We start from the raw sequence: 19,849 nt of genomic DNA, 5'->3' as shown, positions 1-19,849 counted from the left end.
GCCGTCGTCTCGGCCAGAGCCTCGAAGTCGCGTCCGCTCGCGTCCATCGCAATCCCCCAAAGATCGAATCAGAGGATGCCGAGAGATTCAGCTCAGACGCGTCTTGTCACCTATTTCTTCACCCGATCGCCCTGGACGCAGCCAGCCCCATCCTTGACAGGCGCGCCGCCTCCGGCGCATCTGTCGCCGGCCTCCGGCGCGCCCGGAGCGTTCCAGCCCCCGAGACACGGGAATTCATGCTCGCGACGCGCGCCCCCGCCAAGATCAATCTGACCCTCCACATTCTCGGCCGCCGCGACGACGGCTATCACGAGCTCGAGAGCCTCGTCGCCTTTTCCGGCGCCGGCGATATTCTGCGCCTCGAGCCGGGCGCGGCGCTGTCGCTCGCCGTCGACGGCCCCACCGCCGCCGCAGCCGGCGCCGGCGCCGATAATCTGGTGCTGCGCGCCGCTCGCCACCTCGCCGAGCGCGTCCCCGGCCTGCGGATGGGGGCGTTCCATCTCACCAAATATCTGCCGGTCGCGGCCGGCATCGGCGGCGGCTCCTCGGACGCAGCGGCGGCGCTGCGCCTTCTCGCCCGCGCCAATGATCTTCCCGCCGACGACCCGCGCCTGCTCGAGGCCGCCCGCGCCACCGGCTCCGACGTGCCGGTCTGCCTCGCGCCGCGCGCGCGCTTCATGCTCGGCCGCGGCGAGACGATCGGCGCGCCGCTCGGCCTGCCGCCGCTCGCCGCCGTTCTGCTCAATCCCGGCGCGCCGGTGGAGACGCGCGGCGTCTTCGCCCGCCTCGGCCTCGCGCCGGGCGAGCGGACGGGCGCCGCGCCGCATCCGGAAATCACGCCGGCGCTCGGCGCGGAGGGAATTGCGGTGGCCCTGCGCAAAGGCCGCAACGATATGGAGGACGCCGCCTGCGTCGAGGCGCCGGTCGTCGTCGACGCGCTCGCCGTGCTGTCCGCCGCCAAGGGCTGCCGGCTGGCGCGAATGTCCGGCTCCGGCGCCACCTGCTTCGCTCTGTTCTCGACCCGCCAGGCGGCGGCCCGCGCGGCGGCGGTCATCCGCCGTCAGCATGAGGGCTGGTGGGTGAAGACGGCGGTCCTGCGATGAGGCGCCCGCCCGCCGGCAAGGACCGCGACCGCCCGCGCGGCTACGGGAAAGATCGCGGCCGCCGCCCTCCTCCGCGCCAGAGCGAGGAGACGCCCTTTCGCCGTCCAGCGGCGGATGTCGTCGTGCTCTATGGCGCCCATGCGGTGCGCGAGGCGCTCTCCGCCGGGCGGCGCAAATTGCTGACGCTCTATGCGACGGAGACCGCCGCTGAGCGCATCGCCCCGCTCGCCGCCGCCGCCGGCCTCGCGCCCCGAATCGTCGAGGCGCGCGCGCTGTCGCAGCGGCTCGGCGAGGAGAGCGTGCATCAAGGGCTGATGCTGGAGGCGCGCCCCCTGCCCGAGGCCGACATCGCCGACATAGAGCCGAGAAGCGGCGTCGTTCTCGTCCTCGATCAAGTGACCGATCCGCATAATGTCGGCGCGATTCTGCGCACCGCGGCGGCCTTCGCCGTCGACGCGCTGATCGTGACGGAGCGCCACAGCCCGGATTTCACCGGCGTCCTCGCCAAGGCGGCGTCGGGCGCGCTCGAGCATGTGACGATCGTCTGCGTCGTCAATCTCGCCCGCGCGCTGGAGCAATTGGCGACGCGCGATTTTCTGATCGTCGGGCTCGATTCGGAGGGGCCGCGGCCGCTGGAGGCGAGCCCGCTGCGCAAGCCGCTGGCGCTGGTGCTGGGCGCGGAGGGCAAAGGCCTGCGACGCCTCACGCGCGAGCGTTGCGATATTCTCGCGCGGCTCGACATGCCGGGGCCGATCAAGAGCCTCAATGTCTCGAATGCCTGCGCCGCGGCTCTGATGGCGCTGCGCCTGCGTCTCGAATGAAGTCGCGAACGCCTCCGCTTGCCGAGCCGCGAATCGGTTCGATGTAAGGGGGAACCTCGGGGGCGGATCCATTTCTCGCGAGAGGAGACACGCCATGCGCAAGCCGGCGCTCTTGTGGACGAGCCTTGTTCTGATCCTCGGCGGCGCGGCGCTCGCCGAGCAGAATATAGAGAGCGGCCGCACATCCGGTCCCGCCAATGGACAGAATGTGACGCCGAGCACGGTGACGCAGAAATCCTTCGAGGGCCGCTCCGGCTTCATCGATCAGAACGAAGCCTTCGCGCTGGACGCGAGCGCGCTGGCGGCGGGCGTGCCGGGCGTCGAAGGCAAGCCGGGCGCGCAGAGCGGCCCCGTCCCGCGCGGCCGCGGCAAGACGTCGAAATTCGTCTATTAGCGCTTCCAGCCGAAGTGGACGCCGGTTCGGCGTCGGAAACGCGTCAAGACAAGCGCTCTCGAGTCTTTCTGTGTTTCATTGAAACACAGAAAGACTCGAGAGCGCTTGTTGCTCGAACGGAGGGGCCGCGCCTCGCCGTCTCGCGTTCGCAAATCGAGCGCCTAATTCGCGGCTCTCGGGCTCACGGGAATGTTTTTGGTGGAGCCAGACGGAATCGAACCGACGACCTCTTCAATGCCATTGAAGCGCTCTCCCAACTGAGCTATGGCCCCACATTTTTCGCCGCCCTCTCTGGGGTGAGGGCGAAGCGCGGCGTCTCCGCCGCAGCGCGTGGGCTGTATAGTTCAGCAGGGCGCGCGCCGCAAGCCCGCTTTCGACGTTTCCGTGTCAGAGAATGAACCGGCTCAAATCCCGGTTCTTGGCGAGATCGCCGATGTGCTTCTCCACATAATCGCCGTCGATCGTCACTGTCTCGCCGGCGCGGTCGGAGGCGGAAAAGCTCACCTCGTCCAGCACGCGCTCCATCACCGTCTGAAGGCGGCGCGCGCCTATGTTCTCGACCGAGGAGTTCACCTGCACCGCGACTCTGGCGATGGCGTCGACGGCCGAGGGCGCGATCTCGAGCGCGATCCCCTCTGTCGCCAGCAGCGCCACATATTGCTTGGTGAGGCAGGCCTCGGTCTCGGTGAGGATGCGGCGAAAGTCCTCCTCGTCGAGCGAGGCGAGCTCGACTCTGATCGGCAGGCGGCCCTGCAGCTCCGGCAGCAGATCCGAGGGCTTGGCCACATGGAAGGCGCCAGAGGCGATGAACAGCACATGGTCGGTCTTCACCGGCCCATGCTTGGTCGCGACCGTGGTGCCCTCGATGAGCGGCAGCAGGTCGCGCTGCACGCCCTCGCGCGAGACATCGGCGCCGCCCCTGCCCTCGCGCGCGCAGATCTTGTCCATCTCATCGATGAAGACGATGCCATTGTTCTCGACCTCAAAGATCGCCTCGCGAATGCTCTCCTCCTGGTCGATGAGCTTGTCGCTCTCCTCGGCGAGCAGCGGACCGCGCGCGTCCCTCACCAGCATTTTTCGCCGCTTGGGCCGGCCCTGAAAGGCCTTGCCGAATATGTCGCCGATCGAGAAGGCGGAGACGCTCGCGCCCGGCATGTTCGGCAATTCGAACATGGGCACGGAAGGGCCGGACTGGGCGATCTCGACCTCGATCTCCTTCTCGTCCAATTCGCCGGCGCGCAGCTTCTTGCGGAAGGAATCGCGCGTCGCGGGCGAGGCCGCCGGGCCGACCAGCGAATCGAGCACGCGCTCCTCCGCCGCGAGCTGGGCCTTGGCCTCGACATCCTTGCGGCGGCGCTCCTTGACCAGCAGGATCGCCACCTCGACGAGATCGCGCACGATCTGCTCGACGTCGCGGCCGACATAGCCGACCTCGGTGAATTTCGTCGCCTCGACCTTGAGAAAGGGCGCATTGGCGAGCTTGGCGAGACGGCGCGCGATCTCGGTCTTGCCGCAGCCGGTCGGGCCGATCATCAATATGTTCTTGGGCAGCACCTCTTCGCGCATCGCGCCTTCGAGGCGCAGCCTGCGCCAGCGGTTACGCAGAGCGATGGCGACGGCGCGCTTGGCGTCCTTCTGTCCGACGATGAAACGGTCGAGCTCGGAGACGATCTCGCGCGGGGAAAAATCGGCCATATCGGTTCCTCGGGAATGTCTCGGCGCGCTCAGATCGATTCGAGCACGATGCTGCGGTTGGTGTAGACGCAAATATCGGCGGCGATCTCCATGGAGCGCCGCGCGATCGCCTCCGCCTCCATCGGCTGGTCCAAGAGCGCGCGCGCCGCCGCCAGCGCATAATTGCCGCCGGAGCCGATCGCCGCCACGGCGCCATGCTCATAGGCCTCCGGCTCCAGCACATCGCCGGCGCCGGTGAGCGTCAGCCCCACCTCGCGATCGGCGACCAGCATCATCGCCTCGAGCCGGCGCAAATAGCGGTCCATGCGCCAATCCTTGGCGAGCTCCACGCAGGCGCGCGTCAATTGTCCCGGATATTGCTCGAGCTTGCCCTCGAGCCGCTCGAACAGGGTGAAAGCGTCCGCCGTCGCGCCGGCGAAACCGGCGATCACATCGCCCTTGCCGAGCCGACGCACCTTTTTGGCGCTCGCCTTGACGATGGTCTGCCCGAGGCTCACCTGTCCGTCGCCCGCGATGACGGTCTTGCCGCCCTTCTTCACCAGCACGATCGTCGTCGCGTGCCAGCTCGCGGGTTTCGTATTTTGTTCTTGTGTCATCCGAGCCTCGGCTGGAAAAAGAGTCTTGCGGATGTAGGGACTCGCGCGCGGCTCGGCAAGGGGCGCGCGGCGTAGAGCGCTTTCGGACGAAACATGTTTGAATGCGCTCTAGAGCTATTTGGATTCGCATGTTCTTTTCCGAAAACCGCTTCGCACTTTTCGGGAACATGCACGAGGCGGGGGAGCCCGGAATGACAGGCGCGAACACACGCGAGGCGATCGTCGAAGCGGCGCGGAGCATGAATGCGCTCGGCCTCAATCAGGGCGCGGCCGGCAATATTTCCGTGCGCGACGGCGAAGCGATGCTGATCACGCCGAGCGGAATCTCCTACGCCGCCATGACTCCGCAGATGATCGCGCGAATGCCGCTCGATAGCGACGGCGCGGCGCAAGGACCGCTCGCGCCCTCCAGCGAATGGCGCATGCATCGCGACATATTGAGCGCGAGAGCGGATGTGCAGGCGGTCGTGCATACGCATTCCACCTATGCGACGACGCTCGCCGCGCTGCGGCGCGAGATTCCGCCCGTACATTATATGATCGGGATTTTCCGCGCGTCGCGGATTCGTTGCACGGACTACGCGCCTTTCGGCACGCAGGCGCTTTCCGATCTCGCGGTGGAGGGATTGGGCCGGGCGCATGGCGTGCTGCTCGGCAATCACGGCATGATCGCGCTCGGCGAGAGCCTCGACCGCGCAATGTGGCGCGCGGTGGAGCTCGAGGCGCTGGCGCGGCTCTATTATCTCGCGACTATAGCCGGCGAGCCGGTGTTGATCTGCGAAGAGGAGATAGAGAAAGAGATCGCGCGCTTCGAGAATTACGGCTTGAAGCCGGTGAAGTGAAATCTCGCCGTTCTCTCCTTCTCCCGCCTGCGGGAGAAGGTGGCCTCGCGAAGCGAGGTCGGATGAGGGCGCGCGAAGCTGCGACTCGATTCCGAAAGCGCGAATCGATTTCATATCAGGCGCACATCGGACCCTCATCCGACCCGGCTTCGCCGGGCCACCTTCTCCCGTAAACGGGAGAAGGAGTCGCGCCCCTCGATCACGCCAAATCGGGGAACAAACCGCGCAGTCCCGCCTCGCTCGCCGCGCAGACGCCGCGTTCGGTTATCAGCGCGCCGACGAGGCGCGCGGGCGTCACGTCGAAAGCATAATTGGCGGCGGGCGAGCCTTTCGGCGTGACCTGCACGCGCGTCACCGCGCCGTCGTCGGAAAGGCCGGAAATATGCGTCACCTCCGACGCGTCGCGCTGCTCGATGGGAATCTCGGCGACGCCGTCGCGCATCGCCCAATCGATCGTCGAGCTCGGCAGAGCGACATAGAAGGGCACGCCATTGTCATGGGCGGCGAGCGCCTTGAGGTAAGTGCCGATCTTGTTGCAGACGTCGCCCGTTCGCGTCGTGCGGTCGCTGCCCACGATGCAGAGATCGACGCGGCCGTGCTGCATGAGATGCCCGCCGGTATTATCCGCGATGACGGTGTGGGGAATTCCCTCGCCCGCGAGCTCGAAAGCGGTGAGGCTCGCGCCTTGATTGCGCGGCCGCGTCTCGTCGACCCACACATGCAGATCGATTCCGTCGCGCACCGCCTTGTAGATCGGCGCCAGCGCGGTGCCCCAATCGACGGCGGCGAGCCAGCCGGCGTTGCAATGGGTGAGAATATTGACCGGCCGTCCGAGATGCTCGGCGGCGGCGGCGCCGATCAGCGTCGCGCCATGATCGCCGATCGCCTCGCAACAATGCGCGTCCTCGTCGGCGATCGCCCCGGCCTCGCCGAAGGCGAGCGCGCGCCGCTCGGCGGGAGGCGCGGCGAGAAGCCGCCCGCGCAGCCGGTCGAGCGCCCAGCGCAGATTGACCGCCGTCGGCCGCGCCGCGGCGAGGCGCGCATGGGCGGTCTCGATCGCCTCGTCGCTCGGATCGGCGGCGGCGGCGAGCGCGAGCCCATAGGCCCCGGTGACGCCGATGAGCGGCGCGCCGCGCACGACCATTGTCGCGATCGCGGCGACGGCGTCGTCGAGCGAGGCGAGGCGCTTGGTCTCGAATCTGTGGGGGAGCTTGGTCTGGTCGATCGCCTCGACGCTGCCGTCGGCGTTCTCCCAGATGGTGCGGTAGTGGCGTGAGTCGATTCGCATCGCGGCGGCGGGTCCCGGCGGAGTCCTGCTCCACGCCTAGACCGTGGCGCTCTTCCTGTCGACAGTCCGGAGAGACGACCGGACAGCCTGCGCGCTGGGCGCCTGCCGTCCGGTCGTTCCGGTCCGCCTCGAAATCAGGCCGCTTTCTTCAAAGCCGTGGGGAAGAAGGCCCGCGCGCGGTCGAGAACTGCGTTCAGCCCCTCATGCGCCTCGACGGCAGGCTGCGGCGCATAAGTGGCGGCGATGGCGGCCATATGGGCGCGCAGGGAGCGCTCGTTCCACCACCAGACGAGGAAGCAGACGGCGGCGACGCCGAAGAGCGCGGTGAAGGGCTCGCCGGGGAGGAACGACAGGTCGGGCGCGCATTCCTTGGCGTATTCGCAGGCGTCGGACCAGTCCTGAAACCAAGTCTTGATCGATTCCATAATGACCTCGTCTCGCCTTCTCAGCCACGGACGAACGGGTCGGAAGGCGTCTCGATAGTTCGATTCCGGCGGCGCGGCTCGGGAACGATGCTCGACGGAGCGCGCCGAAATTCAGTGAGAGGGAGTATATTGCGCCGCACAAAAACTTCAAGAAAAAATTCCCGTCGATCGATAGACGATGGTAATGGTTCAGTAACTTCCGCGGCCTCACCGGTCAGACATTCTCTTTATTAATCAGTGTATTAATGAAATTTTCGCGCCGGCGGCGCCGCTCCTGCGGCCGCGCCGTGACGCCCTGCAACAAAATGTCACAGTCCCGGCCGCGTCCGGTCGGATCACAGGCTGCATTGGATGTGGTCGCGCAGGACGGGATAGATCTGATTGTCCCAGCGCTTGCCGTTGAAGACGCCATAATGGCCGACGCCGGCCTGCAAATGATGCGACTTCATATAGGGGCGCAGGCCGCTGCACAGATCTTGCGCGGCGAGCGTCTGGCCCACTGCGCAAATATCGTCCTTCTCGCCCTCCACCGTGAGCAGAAATGTCTTCTTGATCGCGCGCGGCGTCACCTTGCGCCCTTTGAAGAACAATTTGCCTGCGGAAAGGGCGTTCTGGTGGAAGACGGTCTCGATGGTCTGCAGATAGAAATCCGCATCGAGGTCCATGATGGCGAAATATTCCTCATAGAAGGCGCGGATGCGGTCGGCCTTTTCGTGATCGCCCTCGACCCTGTGACGGAAGAGATCGATGAAAGCGTTGGCGTGGCGCTCGGCGTTCATGCTCATGAAGCCGGAGATCTGCAGAAAGCCGGGATAGACGCGGCGCCCTGCCCCCGGCAGCGCCCGCGGCACTGTGCCGATGACATTGTTGCGGAACCATTCGATCGGTTTGGAGACGGCGAATTCATTGACCTTGGTCGGCGAGACGCCGACGTCGATCGGCCCGGCCATCAGCGTCAGGCTCGCCGGTTGAGCGGGGTCATTGTCCTCGGCCATGATCGAGACGGCGGCGAGCGCCGCGACAGTCGGCTGGCACACGGCGACGACATGGGCGGGCGGCCCGAGGAAGCGCAGAAAATCGATGAGATGCTGGACGAACTCGTCGATGCCGAAGACGCCCTGCGCGAGCGGTATGTCGCGCGTGTTGATCCAGTCGGTGACATAGACGTCGTGATCTCGAGCCAGCGTCCGGATCGTGCCGCGCAACAGAGTGGCGAAATGCCCGGACATGGGCGCGACGAGCAGCACGCGCGGCAGATTCTCCGCATCCTTGCGCACGAAGCGCAGCAGCTGGCAGAAGGGCGTCGAATAGACAGACTCCTCCGTCACGTCGACGACGGCGCCATTATGGGTCGCAAGCTGCGTGACGCCATAATCTGGCCGCTCATGCGTGAAGCCGAGCAGAGCGACCAATTCGCAATAGGCTTCGAAACATCGAAAGGGCGACGCATAGGGCGTCGATTTCCAAAGGCGCGCCAATCGCTCGCCGCTCGCCGCCGCCAGCCGAAGTCGATTGCTCACATCGGCGTAGCTCTGATATGCGTCATAGATCATGCGGCCGAACGAAACCTTCCGTTACCGATAGGGCCCGTCGAGCAAGCCCCGTGCCATAGACGTGCTCTAGCATGGCACAGCGCTTGCTGCGTAGTCCAGAAAATGGGAAGGAGGAAACCTTTCACATGCCGGCCACGACGCTTACGATCAGCAGCAAGAATTACTCGTCCTGGTCCTTGCGGGGCTGGCTGATGACGAAGCTCTCCGGCGTCGCTTTCGAGGAGGTCGTCGTCAGTCCCGACGATGTCGCGGCGCGCGCGGAAATTCTCCTGCTGTCGCCCTCGATTCTCGTGCCCTGCCTCACCTATGACGGCGCCAAAATTTGGGACACGCTGGCGATCGGAGAGTTTCTGAACGAGCTGGCGCCGGCGGCGGGACTGCTGCCGGCCGACCGACTGCGCCGCGCCCATTGCCGCTCGATCTGCGGCGAGATTCACTCCGGCTTCACATCGCTGCGCTCGGCGCTGCCGATGAATCTAAAAGGGCATTTTCCCAAGTTCAAGGTCTGGTCCAAGGCGCAGGGCGACATCGACCGCGTGACGCAGATCTGGCGCGAATGCCTCGACATTTACGGCGGGCCCTATCTCTTCGGTCCGCTCTCCATGGCCGACGCCATGTACGCGCCGGTGGCCACGCGCTTTCGCACCTATGGCGTGCCGATCGACGACGTCTCCCAGGCCTATTGCGACCGCATTTTCGAATGGCCGGCGATGCAGGAATGGATCGCCGCCGCCCTCCTCGAGAAGGAGGAGATCGAGGAGCTCGAGGTCGAGTTCTGAGATCGCCGCGGGCGGCGCCGAGCGACGGCTTGCCCGCCATTCCATGGCCGTGTATCTTTGTTACATAACGCAGCCGAGCCCCGCAATCGAGCGCGCCGATGACCGATCCGAGTCCCGAAAACCCCTCCGCTTTCTTCAACGCCATGGCGCAGGCCTTCGACGCGACGATCCGCGAGCGCCGCGCCCGGCCGGAATTCATCGGCGCGCTCTGCCTGCAGGCCTTCGACAGTTTCGAGGGCAATCTCGCCATTCAGACCGAAGGGGCGCCGGCCGTCGCCTGCGCCGGCGACTGTCCCGCCTGCTGCGTGCTGCGCGTCGTCGCGACGGCTCCGGAAGTGTTTCTCGTCGCGCGTTTCGTGACCGCCAACCAGCGCGCGCTGGCGCAGCGCGGCGTCGATCTCCCCGCACGCATCGCGGCGCTCGACGCCTTCGCCAGCGGCTGCTCGGAGAGCGAGCGCATGGCCTTGCGCCAGCCCTGCCCCTACATCGAATCCGGCCTCTGCCTTCTCTATCGGCTGCGGCCGCTCGCCTGCCGCGGCCACGCCTCCTACGACAAGGACGCCTGCCTCGCCGCGACGAGCGGAAGGGACGCCGACACGGCGATTTCGACGCCGCATCTCATGGTCCGCAGCCTGGTGCAGAATGCGATGATGTCGTCGCTGCGCTCCGCGGGCCTCGCCTGGCGCCTGTATGAGCTCAACGGCGCCGTCGCCATCGCGCTCGGCGACGCCGAGGCCGAGCGGCGCTGGATCGAGGGCGACGATCCGCTGCTCTGCGCCGCCATACCGGATTTCGACGCCGCCGAGATCGGCGCGACATTCGACTCCCTGCGCGCCTGAGCCCTGGCCTGCCTCGGCGCGCATTTGCCGAGCCGGGCTCGAATATGGAATATGAGCGTCTTACGGCAGGCTATCACTGGCGACGCTCATGCTCTCGGCGGTCATTCTCGCATTCGACACGCCCCCGGCGACGGGCGGGCGCGGCCAGGAGTCGGCCGAGCGCGAGGCGATCGTGCGCACGCTGGCCTCGCTCATCGACGCCTGCGTCGCCGGCCTCATCGCCGACGCCATGCTCGTTGGTCCGCCCGATTCCGGTCTCGGCGTCATCGCCGAGGAGGCCGGCTGCGGGCTGGTCGAAGCCGTGGACGCGCGCTCCGGCCTCGCCCGCGCGCTGCCCGCATTGCGCTATCCGGACGTGCTGGCGCTGCGCGCCGGCCATGCGCCGGAGCGCGGCTTCGTCGACGAGTTGCGCGACGCCCTCGCCTATGGCGAGCGGGGCCGCGCCAGGGTGCTGCGCGCCGCGCCGAGCTCGCTGCTCACGCGCATCGCCCCGCGGCTCTCAGAGCCCGTCGGCCTCATCGCGCGCCGCGACGCCTTCGGCGCCGCCGGCGATCTGGCGACGCTCGCGCGGCGTCTGCGCGCCGCGGAGATGACGACGAGAGCGCGACGGGCGATCTGAGCGAAACCGATCTGAGCGAAACGATGTGACTGTCCCACCCATTTCGGGCGGAGACGAAAACATGCGAAGCGAGAAGCCGATGCCGCTGATCTCCCTGGAGACGCCCTATCCGGCCATCGTCACCGGAGCGAGCCGCGGCGTCGGGCGCGCGATCGCGCTCGCGCTCGCCGAGCTCGGCTGCCCCGTCGTCGTCAATTATGTCGCGAACGCGGACGCCGCAGCGGAAACGGTCGCGCGCGTCGAGGCGATCGGCGCGCGAGCGGTCGCCATCCGAGCGGACGTAACCAATGACGCCGACGTCCATCGGCTCGTCGATGAGTCCCGCCGCGCATTCGGCCAGATCGGCATTCTCGTCAACAATGCGGGCGTCGCGACGCGTCGCGACATCTTCTCCAACGCGATCGAGGATTTCGACGCCGCCTTTGCGGCGAATACGCGCGCGGCCTATCTCGTCACGCGGCTCGTTCTGCCCGACATGCGCGAAATCGGCTGGGGTCGGCTGATCTTTCTGTCGTCCACCGCAGCCAGAACGGGCGGCGTGATATCCGCCCCTTACGCCGGATCGAAGGCGGCGCTCGAGGGCCTCATGCGCCACTATGCGGCCTATGCCGCGCGTCACGGAATCACCGCGAACGCCATCGCGCCTGCATTCATCGCGACGGACATGATCGCCGGCGCCGCTCTGCCGCCGAACATGCCGATCCAACGCTACGGCGCGCCGGAAGAAGTCGCCATGATCGCGCAGACGATCGTCGCTTGCGGATTCATGACGGGCCAGACGATCCAGGTCAACGGCGGCGTCTATATGACGTGACAGAGCCCAGCAGCTTCGCCGGCCCGTCGCGCTCGAAATGGCTAACGCTGCGCAGAGAACGTGTTGCAGGCGTCGATCTTGCCGGTCTGCAAGCCGCGCTGGAGCCATTCGACGCGCTGCGCCGAGGAGCCGTGGGTGAAGCTGTCCGGCACGGCGTAGCCCTGAGCCGCGCGCTGGAGGCGGTCGTCGCCGATCGCCTGCGCGGTGTCGATCGCCTTTTCCAAGTCGCCCTTCTCCAAAATCTTCCAATTCTGATCGGCATGGGCGGCCCAGACGCCGGCGAGGCAATCGGCCATCAGCTCGACGCGCACCGAGAGATTATTGGCCTCGGAGCGGCTCGAGGCCATCTGCTGGGCGCGCTGCACCTTGGGCAGAATGCCGAGCAGATTTTCGATGTGATGGCCCATCTCATGCGAGATCACATAGGCGTAGGCGAAATCGCCGCCGCCGCCGAAGCGCCGGTCCATATCCCGGAAGAAGGAGGTGTCGAGATAGATCTTCTTGTCGATCGGACAGTAGAACGGCCCCATGGCCGATTGCGCGCGCCCGCAACCGGAGCCGGTGACGCCATTGAACAGGACGAGCCGCGCCGGAGTGAAGCGCAGGCCCTTCTGCTCGGGAAGAATTTCCGACCAGACGCGCTCATTGCCGGCGAGCACGGCGGAGATGAACCGTCCCTGGCGATCCGCCGGCGCGCCGGTCGGCGCCTGGCGCGTCTGCCGATCATGGCGCTGCGTCGCCACCTCGCCGCCGCCGCGCATATTGTTCAGCACTTCCGCGCCGCCGATGAGCAGCGCCGGATTGATGCCGAGCGCATAGGCGATGATGCCGAGAATGGCGATCGCGCCGATGCCGAGCCCGCCGCCGCCCAAGCGCGGCCCGGCGCCGGCGTCGGCGTCGGCGTAATCCTGGCCGCGACGATCCTCTATATTGTCGGATTGGCCGAGCTGATCCCATCTCATCGCCTTGGCGCTCCGATCCCTTCGACGAGCCGCTGTCCGCGGTCCTCGTCCTCTCGCTCCCAAAAGCGCGGCCCCGCTTGCTCCAGCCGTCCGCCGACGCGGACAGGGGCGATGCAGCGCGCGAGTCCGTCGGCGCCGAGCTCCACCGCGACGCCGCAGAGCGTCGCCTCGCCCTGGGCAGGCTCGAAACGAGCGCCCGGCGTCTTGCGGGTGAAGCGGCGCAGCGGCTCCTCCTTCTCCATGCCGATGACCGAATCATAGTCGCCGGTCATGCCGGCGTCGGTCATATAGGCCGTGCCATGGGGCAGGATCTGCCCGTCCGCCGTCGGCACATGCGTATGCGTGCCCACCACCAGCGAGGCGCGGCCGTCGACGAAATGGCCCATGGCCATTTTCTCGCTGGACGTTTCGGCATGTATGTCGACGATGAGCGCGTCGCAAGCGGCGCCGAGCGGACAGGCCCCGACCTCGCGCTCGATGGCCGCGAAAGGATCGTCCAGCGCATCCATGAAGACGCGGCCCTGGACATTGACCACCAGCACCTGCCGGCCGTTCTCCGCCGAATAGAGATTGGCCCCGCGGCCGGGCGTGCCGGGCGGATAATTGACCGGGCGCAACAGCCGCGGCTGGCGCTCGATGAAGACGAGCGCCTCGCGCTGGTCGAACACATGATTGCCGGTCGTCACGCAATCGGCGCCGGCGGCGAGAATCTCGTCGCAGATCGCCTCGGTTATGCCGAAGCCGCCGGCCGCATTCTCGCCATTGACGACGACGAAATCGAGCGCCCAGCGGCGGCGCAGCTCCGGGAGCCGCTCCAGTATCGCCTTGCGCCCGGCCCGGCCCACCACATCGCCGATGAAGAGGAGACGCATGCCGCGCTCTCTCGGCGAATGATCGGGGGGAAGGGACATGGGGCGCTCACGGAACCGGAGGACGATCGGAGGTTCCATATAGCGCAACGGGCCGGCGAGCAATTTTTGCCGGCGCGCCGCGAGGAGGAGCGCCGCGGCCTACCAGGCCATGCGGCCGCCAGGCCCCCAAAAGCTGCCATTGGGCGGCGGCGGATCCATGGTGGCGAGGCGCACGGCGACGCCGGCGCCCTCCGCCGGCGTCACGCCGCCTTTGCGATAGCCGTTGAGCGCCGTCGCGACCTGTCCCGGCGACGTCGCGACGATGCTGACCGAGCTTCCCCGCAATAATTTCGCATATTCCAGCGTGAGCGAATTCAACGCCGCTTTCGAGCTGTTATAGGCGAGCCAGTTGAGCGAGACGAGCGGCGGCTCCATGCGCGCCGTCATGCTATGCGAGCCGAGGGCCGCGGATTGATTGACGATGCGGCCGTCTTCGGATTTCGAGAGCATGGGCAGAAAGGCGTTGGTCACCATGGCCACGCCGAAGACGTTGGTCTCATAGGTCTCGCGAAAATCCTGCAATGTCGTTTCCTGCGGCCGCTTGTCCCGATCGCGGGCGATTCCGGCATTATTGACCAGCACATCGAGCCGGCCGATCTCACCGGAGAGCCAGGCGGCGGCCTGCGCGATGGAAGCGGGATCGGCGACATCCAGCGGCGCCGAAAGCGCATCCCCTCCCTCGGCGCAGAACTCCTCGGCGACGCGACGACCGCGCGCGGCGTCGCGCGCGCCGATGACGACTTTCAACCCTTTGGCGGCGAGCTGGCGGGCGATTTCGAGCCCCATGCCGGCGGTGGCTCCGGTTATAAGCGCGACACGGGCGAAATCGCCCTTTCGATCGGCGGAATCGACGATGGGCATGAGCGGCTCCTATATCCTTATACAAGGACCCTTATACACCATCCGAACCGCTATGCAAGGAGCCTTATATGCTCGATGACAGATTGAGGCTGGCGGCGCTCGGCCTGAAGCGCGCGCAAATCGCCAAGAGCGCCGCCTTCGATCGATGTCTGGCGAGCGTGGGCCTGACGATGGCGCTCTGGGTCGTTCTCGAGCGGATTCGCGCTCATCCGGCCCTATCGACCCATGCGCTCGCGAAGGCGAGCATGATGACGGATCAATCCCTCGGCGAGCTGGTGAGCAAATTGGCGAAGCGGGGCCTCGTCGAACGGATGAGCGGGCCCGGCCGGTCGATCCGGCATCACCTCACCGACGCCGGACGAGAGCTGCTCGAACGCGCCGCGCCTTTGCTGAGCGAAGCCTTGCAGAACGCCTTCGCCGAGCTGAGCGCGGCCGAGATCGAGCAGCTGATCCGACTGCTCGACAAGATCGCGCCGTCGAAAGGCTCCCGCAACGCGGCTCAGCGATGACGGGCGATCGACCCAACTCGCGGCTTCATACGCGCGCCCGGCTGATATAAGATAGGCTTTCCGAACCGGAGCGCCGCGCCTCTCATGTTCCATATCGCCGAGCTTCGCGGGCGCGAGCCTTTCGACCCCAATAAGGCGCCCGATGGCCCCTTCGTCGTCTTCGAGGACGGACGCAACGGCGCCGCTCTGCTCTTCGACGAGCCGGAGGAGATCATCCTCGCCGAGACGGCCGAGGAGGTCCCGCAGGCTTTCGCGCGCATGGAGGCGGCGACGCGACGCGGCCTCTATCTCGCGGGCTACGCCGGCTATGAGCTCGGCTATGCTCTGGAGAAGAAATTCGCGAGCGGCCCGCTGCCGCAGGCGCGCACGCCGCTCTTGCTCTTCGGCGCCTTTCGCTCCCCACGCCAATATGAATGGCGCAACGCCGCCTCGCTCGCGACCGAGACCGCTTCCGCCGAGATCGCGCTCACGCCCGCCTGGAGCCTCGCCGAATATACGCAACGTTTCGAAGCGTGCCGCGAATTCATCTATGCGGGCGACGTCTATCAGATCAATCTGACCTTTCCGATGTATGGCCGCTACGAGGGGGAGGCGACCGCGCTCTATCGCGCGCTGCGCAAGCGCCAGCCGGTCGCTTATGGCGGCGTCGTCGCGCTCGGCGCGGAGAGAATCGTCTCGCTCTCGCCGGAAGTCTTTTTCGACGTCTGCGAAGGCGTCATCCGCGCGCGGCCGATGAAGGGCACGGCGCGGCGCGGCTTCATGCCGACCGAGGATATGGCGCGCGCGGCGCTGCTGACGCAGGACGAAAAATCGCGCGCCGAAAATCTGATGATCGTCGATCTTCTGCGCAACGATCTCTCGCGCCTCTCGGAAGTCGGCTCGGTGCGCGTGACCGATCTCTTCACCGTCGAGACCTATCCGACGCTGCATCAGATGACCTCCGGCATAGAGGCGAAGCTGCGCGCCGGCGTGACGCTCGCCGATCTCTTTACCGGACTCTTTCCCTGCGGCTCTGTCACCGGCGCGCCGAAGATCCGCGCCATGGAGATCATCCGTGATCTCGAATGCGCGCCCCGCGGCGTCTATTGCGGCTCGCTCGGCCTCATCGCGCCTGATGGCGCGATCCGATTCAATGTGGCGATCCGCACGCTCACACTTTTCCCGGATGGGGAGCTCGTCTGCAACGTCGGCTCTGCGGTGGTCGCCGATTCGCGGGCGCGCGAGGAATATGAAGAATGTCTGATCAAGGCGAAATTCCTGACCGGAGCGACGACTTCGGCCTGATCGAAACGCTGCTGTGGACGCAGGACGGCGGCTTTCTCTATCTGGGCGAACATGTCGCGCGGCTCACTTCCTCCGCGCGCGCGCTCGGCTTTCTCCACAGCGACGAGGCGTTTCTCGCGGCGCTGCGCGAGGAGGTCGAAGATCCCCTCGATACGCGGCTGCGCGTGCGCTATGCGCTCGGCCGCGACGGCCGTTTCGAGGCGAGCTCGCTGCCGATCGACGCGACCGAGCCCGGAACGATCTGGCGCGTCGCCGTGGCCGAGGCGCGTTTCGAATCGGACAATCCGATGCTGCGCCACAAGACGACGCGGCGCGAAATCTATGAGCGCGAGCTCGCCGAGGCGGCGATGCGCCGCCGCGCCGACGAGGTGCTGTTCCGCAACGAGCGCGACGAAGTCTGCGAAGGGGCGCGCACCAATGTGTTTCTCGCGCGAGACGGCGCGCTGCTGACGCCGCCGCTCGCCTGCGGGCTCTTGCCGGGGACTTTGCGCGCGCATCTCCTCGCCAGCGGCGAGGCGCGCGAGAGCGTGCTGCGGCTCGAGGATTTCGCCGGCGACGCGGAGTTCTACATGGGCAATTCCGTGCGCGGACTCGTGCGCTCGACATTGATCGACGAGGAAAGCGAGGCGTGATCCGCATCCGCCCCGCCGCGCGCGCGGACAGCGCGCTCGTCGCCGCTTTCGTGCGCGAGCTCGCGGAATATGAGAAGCTCTCGCATGAGGTGGAAGCGTCGGAGCAAATGCTCGCGGAGGCTCTCTTCGGGCAAAATCCGCGCGTCTTCTGCGACATCGCCGAATACGATGGCGCGCCGGCGGGATTCGCGCTGTGGTTCTACACTTTCTCCTCCTTTCGCGGCCGGCATGGGATCTGGCTCGAGGATGTTTTCGTGCGGCCGCAATTTCGCGGCGCCGGCTTGGGCAAGGCGCTGCTCGCCCATCTCGCGCGGCGCTGCGTCGCAGAAAAGCTCGGCCGCTTCGAATGGTCGGTGCTCGACTGGAACGCGCCGTCCATCGCCTTCTACGAGGCGCAGGGCGCGACGCTCATGCATGAGTGGAAAATCTGCCGCATGACCGGCGCGGCGCTGGAAAGCCTAGCGGAAAGATGACGCCGCGCGCTCCTTCTCCCGCCTGCGGGAGAAGGTGGCCCCGCGAAGCGGGGTCGGATGAGGGCTCTTCGGCGTAGGGCGAAATGACAAATCCATGCGCGGATTGTCGTCGCTATTCTGCGCATGGGGATAAGTTCTATGAGGACCGCAAATTGCGGCGGCCCTCATCCGACCCGGCTTCGCCGGGCCACCTTCTCCCACGAGTGGGAGAAGGATAGCGGCGGCGAGATTCAGCCCTTCTCGGGCAGGTTCAGTCTTATATGCAATTCGCGGAGCTGCTTGGCCGTCGCCTCGGAGGGCGCGCTCATCAGCAGATCTTCGGCGCGCTGATTCATCGGGAACAGCACCACCTCGCGCAAATTCTCCTCGCCGGCGAGCAGCATCACGATGCGGTCGACGCCCGGCGCAATGCCGCCATGCGGCGGCGCGCCATATTGGAAGGCGCGATACATGCCGCCGAACTTCTCGATCAGCACCTCCTCGCCATAGCCGGCGATCTCGAAAGCCTTCTTCATAATGTCCGGGCGATGATTTCTGATCGCGCCAGACGACAATTCTATGCCGTTGCAGACGATGTCGTATTGATAGGCGAGAAGATCGAGCGGGTCCTTCGACTCCAACGCCTCGAGACCGCCCTGCGGCATCGAGAAGGGATTGTGCGAGAAGTCGATCTTCTTGTCGTCCTCGTTGTACTCATACATCGGGAAGTCGACGATCCAGCAGAATTCGAAGACATCCGTCTTCGAAAGGCCGAGCTCCGTTCCGACACGCAAACGCGCGGCGCCGGCGAGCTTGGCCGCCTTCAGCTCTTCGCCCGCCGAAAAGAAGAGCGCGTCGCCGGCCTTCACGCCGCCCTTGGCGGCGAGCGCCGCCAGCGCCTCGGCGGGAATGAATTTCGCGATCGGGCCCTTGCCGACGAGCGCGCCATTCTCCTCGTCGAAGATGATATAGCCGAGGCCCGGCGCGCCTTCAGAACGGGCCCAATCATTGAGCTTGTCGAAGAAGCTGCGCGGCTGCGCCGCCGCGCCCGGCGCCGGAATGGCGCGCACCACCTTGCCCTTGAAGGCCTTGAAGCTCACATCCTCGCGCGCGAACTCTTCGCTCACATCGGCGATGATGAGCGGATTGCGAAGGTCCGGCTTGTCCGAGCCATATTTCAGCATGGCGTCGCGATAGGCGATCTTGGGGAAGACCTGCGTCACCGGCCTATCGCCGCCGAACTCCTCGAACACGCCGCGCAGCACCGGCTCGACCGCCTCGAACACATCCTCCTGCGTCACGAAGCTCATCTCTATATCGAGCTGGTAGAACTCGCCGGGGCTGCGGTCGGCGCGCGCGTCCTCGTCGCGAAAGCACGGCGCGATCTGGAAATAGCGGTCGAAGCCGGCCACCATCAAGAGCTGCTTGAACTGCTGCGGCGCCTGCGGCAGCGCGTAGAATTTGCCCGGATGCAGGCGCGAGGGCACGAGGAAGTCGCGCGCTCCCTCCGGCGAGGAGGCGGTCAAGATCGGCGTCTGGAACTCGAAGAAGCCGCGCTCCTTCATGCGCTGGCGCAGAGAATCGATGACCTTGCCGCGCAGCATGATATTGGCGTGCAGCTTCTCGCGGCGCAGATCCAGGAAGCGATAGCGGAGCCGCGTCTCCTCTGGATAGGGAATGTCGCCGAAGACCGGCAGCGGCAGCTCGGCGGCGGGGCCGAGCACCTCGATCTCGGTCACATAGACCTCGACGAGGCCGGTCGGCATATCGGGGTTCTCGGTGCCGGCGGGGCGTTTGCGCACCTCGCCGTCGAGGCGCGCGACCCATTCGGAGCGCAGCTTCTCCGCGGCCTTGAAGGCGGGGGAGTCGGGGTCGACCACGCATTGGGTCAGGCCGTAATGGTCGCGCAGATCGACGAACAAAACCCCGCCGTGGTCGCGAATGCGGTGGCACCAGCCGGAGAGCCGGACTTTCTCGCCGGCGTGCGCGTCGCGCAGCTCTCCACAATTATGCGAACGATAGCGATGCATCTCGAGTGTCTTTGTGTTCGTAGGGAGGGATGTTTCTAGCCGCGGACAAGCGCAGGGGGAAGGGGCGGTGTCAAGCTTCAACGGCGCCTTCCACCCTCCCCTTGCCGCGAAGCGGTCCGGGGCGTGGCTCCACGGCAAAGACTCGGGCTTGCGCCCTCCGATCGCCTGTGGCGATCGCCCCCTCGCGGGGCTATCGAATGCGCGCATTCGCCTTACCCTCTGGACGTCATGGCCGGGCTCGTCCCGGCCATGACGTCGGGTGAGTTGGAAGATATGGGCGCGCGCAGCGGCGCCCCGTCGCCGGAATTCGGCGCGGGAGGATGGGAGGTCCGGGACGCGGCGGCTTCGTTCGGCCGCAGCGTAAAAAGGAGACGCGCATCGAAGCCGGAAGCATCCCGGACCACGGCCGCCTTTTCTGTTCGCCGCCTGCGGGCTCAGGG

At 66.5% G+C, this 19,849-nt stretch carries 21 protein-coding genes and 1 tRNA gene; 12 read left to right on the top strand and 10 right to left on the bottom strand.

The genetic code is table 11. From position 1 onward, the window contains the following. Positions 1–236: 236 nt before the first annotated feature. The 3 genes from Mspo_RS16635 to Mspo_RS16625 all read left to right on the top strand — a co-directional run bounded on the left by Mspo_RS16635 (position 237) and on the right by Mspo_RS16625 (position 2,318). Complete coding sequence (locus Mspo_RS16635; RefSeq protein WP_159731695.1) at positions 237–1,103, top strand: 4-(cytidine 5'-diphospho)-2-C-methyl-D-erythritol kinase; 867 nt, start codon at positions 237–239, stop codon at positions 1,101–1,103. Next, positions 1,100–1,924, top strand: a complete 825-nt coding sequence (rlmB, locus tag Mspo_RS16630) for a 23S rRNA (guanosine(2251)-2'-O)-methyltransferase RlmB (protein ID WP_159731693.1) — start codon at positions 1,100–1,102, stop codon at positions 1,922–1,924. Before Mspo_RS16635 ends, rlmB begins: the two co-directional genes overlap by 4 nt. 94 nt (positions 1,925–2,018) lie before the next feature. Further along, the gene (locus Mspo_RS16625) at positions 2,019–2,318 is read left to right on the top strand and encodes a hypothetical protein (protein ID WP_159731692.1); all 300 of its coding nucleotides are present in this window, start codon (positions 2,019–2,021) and stop codon (positions 2,316–2,318) included. A gap of 196 nt (positions 2,319–2,514) precedes the next feature. Here the strand turns inward: Mspo_RS16625 and Mspo_RS16620 are convergent. The 3 genes from Mspo_RS16620 to hslV form a co-directional block, all read right to left on the bottom strand. Next, positions 2,515–2,590, bottom strand: a tRNA-Ala gene (locus tag Mspo_RS16620). 115 nt (positions 2,591–2,705) lie between these two features. Then, complete coding sequence (gene hslU / locus Mspo_RS16615; protein WP_159731690.1) at positions 2,706–4,013, bottom strand: ATP-dependent protease ATPase subunit HslU; 1,308 nt, start codon at positions 4,011–4,013, stop codon at positions 2,706–2,708. 29 nt (positions 4,014–4,042) lie between these two features. Beyond that, complete coding sequence (gene hslV, locus Mspo_RS16610) at positions 4,043–4,609, bottom strand: ATP-dependent protease subunit HslV (RefSeq protein WP_159731688.1); 567 nt, start codon at positions 4,607–4,609, stop codon at positions 4,043–4,045. 191 nt (positions 4,610–4,800) lie between these two features. Between hslV and Mspo_RS16605 the strand changes: the two genes are divergently transcribed. Beyond that, positions 4,801–5,451, top strand: a complete 651-nt coding sequence (locus Mspo_RS16605; RefSeq protein WP_159731686.1) for a class II aldolase/adducin family protein — start codon at positions 4,801–4,803, stop codon at positions 5,449–5,451. A gap of 199 nt (positions 5,452–5,650) precedes the next feature. Here Mspo_RS16605 and mtnA read toward each other — a convergent pair whose 3' ends face one another. From mtnA to Mspo_RS16590, 3 genes are all read right to left on the bottom strand, one after another. Then, a complete protein-coding gene (mtnA, locus tag Mspo_RS16600) occupies positions 5,651–6,739 on the bottom strand; it encodes an S-methyl-5-thioribose-1-phosphate isomerase (protein ID WP_159731684.1) in 1,089 nt (362 codons plus the stop codon). 134 nt (positions 6,740–6,873) lie between these two features. Continuing rightward, positions 6,874–7,164: a hypothetical protein gene (locus tag Mspo_RS16595; protein ID WP_159731682.1), complete on the bottom strand. Its 291-nt coding sequence runs from the start codon at positions 7,162–7,164 to the stop codon at positions 6,874–6,876. A 335-nt stretch (positions 7,165–7,499) separates the two neighbouring features. Further along, positions 7,500–8,717 (bottom strand): polyhydroxyalkanoate depolymerase, encoded by a 1,218-nt coding sequence (locus Mspo_RS16590; RefSeq protein WP_159731680.1) that lies wholly within the window; start codon positions 8,715–8,717, stop codon positions 7,500–7,502. Between the two features lie 125 nt (positions 8,718–8,842). Between Mspo_RS16590 and Mspo_RS16585 the strand changes: the two genes are divergently transcribed. From Mspo_RS16585 to Mspo_RS16570, 4 genes are all read left to right on the top strand, one after another. After that, a complete protein-coding gene (locus tag Mspo_RS16585) occupies positions 8,843–9,496 on the top strand; it encodes a glutathione S-transferase family protein (RefSeq protein ID WP_159731678.1) in 654 nt (217 codons plus the stop codon). A 98-nt stretch (positions 9,497–9,594) separates the two neighbouring features. Continuing rightward, positions 9,595–10,335, top strand: a complete 741-nt coding sequence (locus tag Mspo_RS16580; RefSeq protein ID WP_159731676.1) for a hypothetical protein — start codon at positions 9,595–9,597, stop codon at positions 10,333–10,335. Between the two features lie 88 nt (positions 10,336–10,423). Then, entirely contained in the window at positions 10,424–10,954 is a 531-nt protein-coding gene (locus Mspo_RS16575) for a transposase (protein WP_159731674.1), read from the top strand. Between the two features lie 79 nt (positions 10,955–11,033). Then, the gene (locus tag Mspo_RS16570) at positions 11,034–11,768 is read left to right on the top strand and encodes an SDR family NAD(P)-dependent oxidoreductase (protein WP_159731672.1); all 735 of its coding nucleotides are present in this window, start codon (positions 11,034–11,036) and stop codon (positions 11,766–11,768) included. 41 nt (positions 11,769–11,809) lie between these two features. Here Mspo_RS16570 and Mspo_RS16565 read toward each other — a convergent pair whose 3' ends face one another. The 3 genes from Mspo_RS16565 to Mspo_RS16555 form a co-directional block, all read right to left on the bottom strand. Beyond that, complete coding sequence (locus tag Mspo_RS16565; protein WP_159731670.1) at positions 11,810–12,730, bottom strand: neutral zinc metallopeptidase; 921 nt, start codon at positions 12,728–12,730, stop codon at positions 11,810–11,812. Next, positions 12,727–13,602 (bottom strand): TIGR00282 family metallophosphoesterase, encoded by an 876-nt coding sequence (locus tag Mspo_RS16560; protein ID WP_159731668.1) that lies wholly within the window; start codon positions 13,600–13,602, stop codon positions 12,727–12,729. The genes Mspo_RS16565 and Mspo_RS16560 overlap by 4 nt, the downstream gene beginning before the upstream one ends. Positions 13,603–13,740: 138 nt before the next feature. Next, a complete protein-coding gene (locus Mspo_RS16555; RefSeq protein WP_159731666.1) occupies positions 13,741–14,502 on the bottom strand; it encodes an SDR family NAD(P)-dependent oxidoreductase in 762 nt (253 codons plus the stop codon). Between the two features lie 68 nt (positions 14,503–14,570). Here Mspo_RS16555 and Mspo_RS16550 point away from each other — a divergent pair, with 68 nt between their 5' ends. The 4 genes from Mspo_RS16550 (at position 14,571) to Mspo_RS16535 (ending at position 17,400) form a co-directional block, all read left to right on the top strand. Continuing rightward, positions 14,571–15,011, top strand: coding sequence for a MarR family winged helix-turn-helix transcriptional regulator (locus Mspo_RS16550; RefSeq protein WP_159731664.1), 441 nt, complete (start codon positions 14,571–14,573; stop codon positions 15,009–15,011). Positions 15,012–15,095: 84 nt separating this feature from the next. Continuing rightward, complete coding sequence (locus Mspo_RS16545; RefSeq protein ID WP_159731662.1) at positions 15,096–16,295, top strand: aminodeoxychorismate synthase component I; 1,200 nt, start codon at positions 15,096–15,098, stop codon at positions 16,293–16,295. After that, positions 16,247–16,927: an aminotransferase class IV family protein gene (locus tag Mspo_RS16540; protein ID WP_159731660.1), complete on the top strand. Its 681-nt coding sequence runs from the start codon at positions 16,247–16,249 to the stop codon at positions 16,925–16,927. Before Mspo_RS16545 ends, Mspo_RS16540 begins: the two co-directional genes overlap by 49 nt. Then, entirely contained in the window at positions 16,924–17,400 is a 477-nt protein-coding gene (locus tag Mspo_RS16535; protein WP_159731658.1) for a GNAT family N-acetyltransferase, read from the top strand. Before Mspo_RS16540 ends, Mspo_RS16535 begins: the two co-directional genes overlap by 4 nt. A gap of 230 nt (positions 17,401–17,630) precedes the next feature. On the opposite strand, the gene aspS is transcribed toward Mspo_RS16535, so the two are convergent. Further along, on the bottom strand, positions 17,631–19,409 hold the full coding sequence (gene aspS / locus Mspo_RS16530) for an aspartate--tRNA ligase (RefSeq protein WP_159731656.1): 1,779 nt from the start codon (positions 19,407–19,409) through the stop codon (positions 17,631–17,633). Positions 19,410–19,849: the final 440 nt, after the last annotated feature.

Source organism: Methylosinus sp. Ce-a6 (assembly GCF_009811655.1).
Lineage (GTDB): Bacteria > Pseudomonadota > Alphaproteobacteria > Rhizobiales > Beijerinckiaceae > Methylosinus.
Note: the sequence above shows the minus strand (reverse complement) of the source record. Positions and strands in the feature narration are given on the sequence as shown.